We start from the raw sequence: 1,737 nt of genomic DNA on the forward strand, positions 1-1,737 counted from the left end.
GCGGCGCTTCAGGGATCGCTGGCGCGGTTCAAACAGCCGCGCCGCCTCGAAATACTGGACGAATTGCCCCGCAACACGATGGGCAAGGTCCAGAAGAACCTGCTGCGCGAGCGCTTCGGCGGCTGAAGCGCGCGCGAGGTGCGGACAGGGCGTCGCGACCGGGGAGGGTCGCGGCGCCCTTTGTCGTCTCGGGCATAGGGTCGATGACCGGATCGACAGGCCGGGTGATTGACAGGCCCGCCGATCCGTGGGAGCAAATGGTATACCAAAGCCGGAGGGGGCAGCGGGGCATGGCGGTGATCACGGTGATCGGTCTGGGGTCGATGGGGCTCCGGCATGGCGCTGTCGCTCAGGCGGGCGGGGCACCGGGTGATCGGCTGCGACCTGCGCGACGGCGCGGCCGAGCCGCTCGTCGCGATCGGCGGCGAGGCGGGGCGCGCGGTCGAGGCCGCCGCCGAAAGCGACATCGTGGTGAGCGTCGTGTTGAACGCGGCGCAGACCGAGGCTGTGCTGTTCGGCGCGCAGGGCTGCGCGACGGCGATGCGCCAAGGGGCCGCGATCATCTCCTGCGCCACGGTGGACCCGCAGGTCGCGCGCGACATGGCCGTGCGGGCCGAGGCGCTGGGGCTCTATTACCTCGACGCGCCGATCTCGGGCGGGGCGACCAAGGCCAGGGAAGGCCGGCTGTCGATCATGGCCTCGGGGTCCGGGGCCGCCTTCGATGCCGCGCGCCCGGCTCTCGATGCGATGGCCGAGACGGTGCATGATCTGGGCCGCGAGGCCGGGGCCGGGTCGGCGATGAAGGCGGTGAACCAGCTTCTCGCAGGCGTGCATATCGCCGCGATGGGCGAGGCGCTGGCGCTGGCGGCGAGCCAGGGGCTCGACCTTGGCCGCGCGGTCGATGTGATCCGCGTCTCGGCGGGCAGTTCGTGGATGTTCGAGAACCGCGCGCCGCATGTGGTCGAGGCCGATTACGCCGCCCGCTCGGCGGTCACGATCTGGCCCAAGGATCTCGGGATCGTCTCGGGTATCGCCGATGGCGCGGGCCTGCCGGTGCCTCTCACCCACGCGGCGCTGGGTCAGTTCGAGCGCGCGGTTGCGGCCGGTTGGGGGGGCGAGGACGACGCCGCCGTCACGAAGGTCTATGCGCGCGACGCGGGTCTGAGCCTGCCGGGAGAGGGCTGATGCTGCTGGGCTGTATCGGGGACGACTTCACCGGGTCGAGCGATCTGGGCAACACGCTGACCAAGGCGGGGATGCGCACCGTGCAATATGTCGGCGTGCCCGACGCGCCTGCCGCGGCGGGGGTCGAGGCGGGCATCGTCGCGCTCAAATCGCGCTCGGTCCCGGTCGAGGAAGCGGTGCGGCTCTCGCTCGCGGCGCTCGACTGGCTGCTGGCGCAGGGCTGCGAGCAGATCCTGTTCAAATATTGCTCGACCTTCGATTCCACGCCCGAGGGCAATATCGGTCCGGTGGCCGAGGCGCTGGCCGACAGGCTCGGCGCGGAGCGGGTCATCGTCTGCCCGGCCTTTCCGGCGGCGGGACGCTCGGTCTATCAGGGGCATCTTTTCGTGAACGACCGGCTTCTGAGCGAGAGCGGCATGGAGAACCATCCGCTGACGCCGATGACCGATCCCGACCTGCGCCGCTGGCTGGCGCGGCAGGTGACGGGCGCGGTCGGGCATGTGCCTGCCGAGGTGGTGCTCAACGGGCCCGAGGCGATCCGGGGGCGGCTCG

Annotated in this window: 2 protein-coding genes; both read left to right on the forward strand. The window is 71.2% G+C overall.

Going from position 1 to position 1,737, the window contains the following annotated elements; translation table 11 throughout:
• Positions 1-336 precede the first annotated feature (336 nt).
• Complete coding sequence (gene ltnD / locus MBELCI_RS18720; RefSeq protein WP_021695806.1) at positions 337-1,185, forward strand: L-threonate dehydrogenase; 849 nt, start codon at positions 337-339, stop codon at positions 1,183-1,185.
• Positions 1,185-1,737, forward strand: a 553-nt coding sequence (locus MBELCI_RS18725; RefSeq protein ID WP_045320546.1) for a four-carbon acid sugar kinase family protein, incomplete at its 3' end; no start/stop codon positions are given. The genes ltnD and MBELCI_RS18725, both read left to right, overlap by 1 nt.

Source organism: Limimaricola cinnabarinus LL-001, from assembly GCF_000466965.1.
Lineage (GTDB): Bacteria > Pseudomonadota > Alphaproteobacteria > Rhodobacterales > Rhodobacteraceae > Limimaricola > Limimaricola cinnabarinus.

Coding starts and splice junctions, on each gene's coding strand:
- ltnD (WP_021695806.1), top strand. CDS start 337: ATGGCGCTGTCGCTCAGGCGGGCGGGGCACCGGGTGATCGGCTGCGAC.